Source organism: Chamaesiphon sp. OTE_20_metabat_361 (assembly GCF_031364565.1).
This window is the reverse complement of record NZ_JANLWO010000624.1, coordinates 1-3,189: the sequence shown is the minus strand read 5'-3', so window position 1 is coordinate 3,189 and position 3,189 is coordinate 1. Positions and strand designations below refer to the sequence as shown.

Genomic DNA, 3,189 nt, shown 5'->3' with positions numbered 1-3,189 from the left:
AAAGTCAGCCAAGAAGAACGCGACCTCCTCGAAAAACTCGCCAAAATTCGCGGCGAACGGGTCGGCAAAGGTGGGATTGGGAGTATCTTTGGGAATGTCTTTAAGTAGTGGATAGTGGATAGTGGATAGTGAATAGCAATTACAGGAAACAGGGTTAGAAATGAGGATTAAATAATCGACGTAGGTTGAGTAGGGTGCTACGAAGCCAAACCTCCAAATCTGGGTTAACGATCCACTATCCACTATCCACTATCCACTAAACAAATGACTCAACTAGACCTCCGTGGGACGCCGTGCCCGATTAACTTTGTGCGGACGAAAATGAAACTCGAACAGATGACTGCTGGCGAGTTGTTAGAAGTATGGCTCGATGCTGGCGAACCGATCGAGCAAGTACCCGACAGCCTCAAAATGGCTGGATATACGATCGAGCAAACGATCGAAAATGGCGACTTCTTTAAGCTCCAAGTCCGGAGTAAATTAGGGTAATTAATCTCGATCGAGATTTATAAATCGTCGCCAATGTCTATGACACCAGCAAAGCCGGAAACCTAGATGGTGGGCAATGCCCACCCTACTACTACCCTCCACCATCTACCCACTATCCACTATCCACTATTCACTAATTCATGAAATTTGTTTGTACTCAGCACGATCTGAACGTTAACTTAGCCCTAGTCAGTCGTGCTGTCTCTACACGTCCTACTCATCCAGTGCTAGCGAATATCAAAATTGACGCCACCACGAATCCAGACTGCATCCAGCTCACTGGCTTCGATTTGAGTCTCGGTATCCAAACTAATTTTCTAGCAAGAGTAGAAGAAGAGGGGACATTGACGCTACCAGCGAAGTTATTAAATGATATCGTCGCAAAATTACCGAGTGGCGAAATTACCCTCGATGATGAGGCAGGGGAAAACTTAGTTACGATTACATCAGCATCGGGTCGCTATCAGGTGCGGGGGATGAGCGCCGAAGAATTTCCCGAGCTACCATCGATCGAGCAGGGTGAAACCAACCAACTTTCAGCCACTGCCTTTATCGATGGCTTAAAGGGTTCGCTGATTGCTTGCTCTCAGGATGAAAGCAAGCAAGTCCTCACGGGGGTCTATCTCAAAGTCGAGCCAGAGCGGTTGGAATTTGCCGCTACAGACGGTCATCGCTTGGGAATTGTTGAAGTGTACCCAAACGAGTCTGACACGGTGCCCAGCGACCAGGAAGCACCCGATGCGGCAAGCACTGGATCGTTTGAAGTGACGGTTCCCGCCAAGGCACTCCGCGAACTCGAAAAAATGCTCGCAACCGGGCAAGATGGTGACAGATTGGGGTTGCAACTGGAGCAGGGACAGGTAGTATTTGGCTGTGGAAAGCATCGCAAATTAACGACGCGGACATTGGAAGGGAAATATCCCGATTATCGCTTATTGATTCCCAAGCAGTTCCAACGCCAAGTTACCCTCGATCGTAAGCAAATTCTCAGCGCATTAGAGCGAATTGCCGTGCTCGCAGACCAGAGCAATTTGGTCAAATTTAGTATCGATAATACCAGTCAATCGATCGATCTTTCCGTCGAAAGTCAAGATCGCGGTAGCGGTCGAGAATCGCTCACCGCTCAGATTTCTGGCGAGAATTTAGATATTGCTTTTAATATCAAATACTTGATGGATGGCTTGAAAACACTCATTACTCAAGAGATTACTATCAGTCTCAATGGCCCACTCGAACCAGTCATTCTTACCCCTTTAGGTGGTGTCAAAATGACTTATTTAGTCATGCCAGTTCAACTACGCAGTTAGATTTCACTATTCACTATTCACTATTCACTAACTACTCCACTTTAACCTGAATTTTTGGCCCTGATGTTGCCAATCGAATAATCATTCCATCGACGATCGCGATTTCCTTGACTGCTGCCCCATCGATATAAGTACCGTTTGCACTGATATTGTACAAGCACCAACCAGTCTCTTCACTCCAGCGCAATTGGGCATGGTATCGAGAGACTACAGCACTAAATAGCACCACCTGATTGTCTGTTGCCCGTCCGATCCGCACGATATCTTCCGGTTGGAATGTCCAGCTTTGGACGGGAATTGAATTGAGAAGACTTAATACGATCGCGGGCGGTGCTTGAATCATGGCTGGTGAGAAGTGAGCTAATCGTATTCAATAACTTTTCATCGTAACTGAATTAAGTTGGTTGAATTTAGTTGCGGATCGGCATCGATCTTCGGAAGGTCGAGCGGTAAATTATTCGAGCCGATTGGCTCTATCGATCGTGGATAAATTAAGCTAATTTGAGTCGATCGGGAATTGGGATTGAGTCAGAGCATATTTTGAGATTTACTTAGCTTAGATTTGGCTGAAGATCGCTAGATTGATTTTTCAAGAGAAGGATCGGCATCGATCGCACGTGCGCGTGATGTTACTTACACAGGTGCATCTTGAAAGATAAAAGTTACCAAATCGCCTTTACCCAGACCGATCCGATCGCCAGAGCGTAACAAGTGGCGATTACCTTTGGCGAGAACATTGTGATTGATATAAGTGCCATTAGCACTGCCCACATCTTCGATGTAGTAGTTTTCTCCTTCTATGCGAATATTGGCATGAACTCTCGAGACTACTTCCGCACAGGGGAAACTCGACACATCAATGTCGGGAGCGACCAAATCATTGGGCTTACCCAAGTGAATTACTTGTAAATGTGGCGGAATCTCGATCGGAGTATTGGATTGAAGATGTAATAGCTGATGGGGTGCTGGTTGTGGCTGAGCCGGGACTGGTGTCGGTGCTGATGAGGAGATGGGGGGTACCTGCGCCTCCACTTGTGGCGGCTCCTGGATGGGGGCGAGTGACTCCTCGGCAATTGCTGCTGACTCGGCTGGCGCTAATGGGATGGCAAACAGATCCGCTTCGGGATTTGTCAATATTGTCGGTGGCAGACCGATACTACCAGCAGCAGGGGTCGCTTCGATCGCGATCGCTGGTGGCGGTAGCAAAATTGGGTCTTGAGCTGCGGCAGATTTGAGGCTATAACCGCACTGTCCGCAAAATGTAGCATCAAGCTGAATTGATGCACCGCAGTTTGGGCAAGCTTTGGTTGCTGGCAAGGCTGTATAACAAGCTTCGCAGTTAGTGGCACCTTCAGGGTTATCGTGCTTACAGTTCGGACAGACAATCATAAAA

General features: G+C 47.5%; 4 protein-coding genes. 2 read left to right on the top strand and 2 right to left on the bottom strand.

Annotation, left to right across the window (positions count from 1 at the left end):
- Positions 1-264: 264 nt before the first annotated feature.
- Complete coding sequence (locus tag RMO35_RS17890) at positions 265-489, top strand: sulfurtransferase TusA family protein (protein WP_309742767.1); 225 nt, start codon at positions 265-267, stop codon at positions 487-489.
- Between the two features lie 140 nt (positions 490-629).
- On the top strand, positions 630-1,796 hold the full coding sequence (dnaN, locus tag RMO35_RS17885) for a DNA polymerase III subunit beta (RefSeq protein WP_309742766.1): 1,167 nt from the start codon (positions 630-632) through the stop codon (positions 1,794-1,796).
- Positions 1,797-1,827: 31 nt separating this feature from the next.
- Here dnaN and RMO35_RS17880 read toward each other — a convergent pair whose 3' ends face one another.
- Together RMO35_RS17880 and RMO35_RS17875 are read right to left on the bottom strand one after the other, a co-directional pair.
- Positions 1,828-2,139 carry an FHA domain-containing protein gene (locus RMO35_RS17880; RefSeq protein ID WP_309742764.1) on the bottom strand — a complete coding sequence of 104 codons (312 nt, stop codon included), beginning with the start codon at positions 2,137-2,139 and terminating at the stop codon, positions 1,828-1,830.
- 290 nt (positions 2,140-2,429) lie between these two features.
- On the bottom strand, positions 2,430-3,185 hold the full coding sequence (locus RMO35_RS17875; RefSeq protein WP_396135694.1) for an FHA domain-containing protein: 756 nt from the start codon (positions 3,183-3,185) through the stop codon (positions 2,430-2,432).
- Positions 3,186-3,189 lie beyond the last annotated feature (4 nt).

Coding starts and splice junctions, on each gene's coding strand:
- RMO35_RS17880 (WP_309742764.1), bottom strand. CDS start 2,139: ATGATTCAAGCACCGCCCGCGATCGTATTAAGTCTTCTCAATTCAATT.
- RMO35_RS17875 (WP_396135694.1), bottom strand. CDS start 3,185: ATGATTGTCTGTCCGAACTGTAAGCACGATAACCCTGAAGGTGCCACT.
- RMO35_RS17890 (WP_309742767.1), top strand. CDS start 265: ATGACTCAACTAGACCTCCGTGGGACGCCGTGCCCGATTAACTTTGTG.
- dnaN (WP_309742766.1), top strand. CDS start 630: ATGAAATTTGTTTGTACTCAGCACGATCTGAACGTTAACTTAGCCCTA.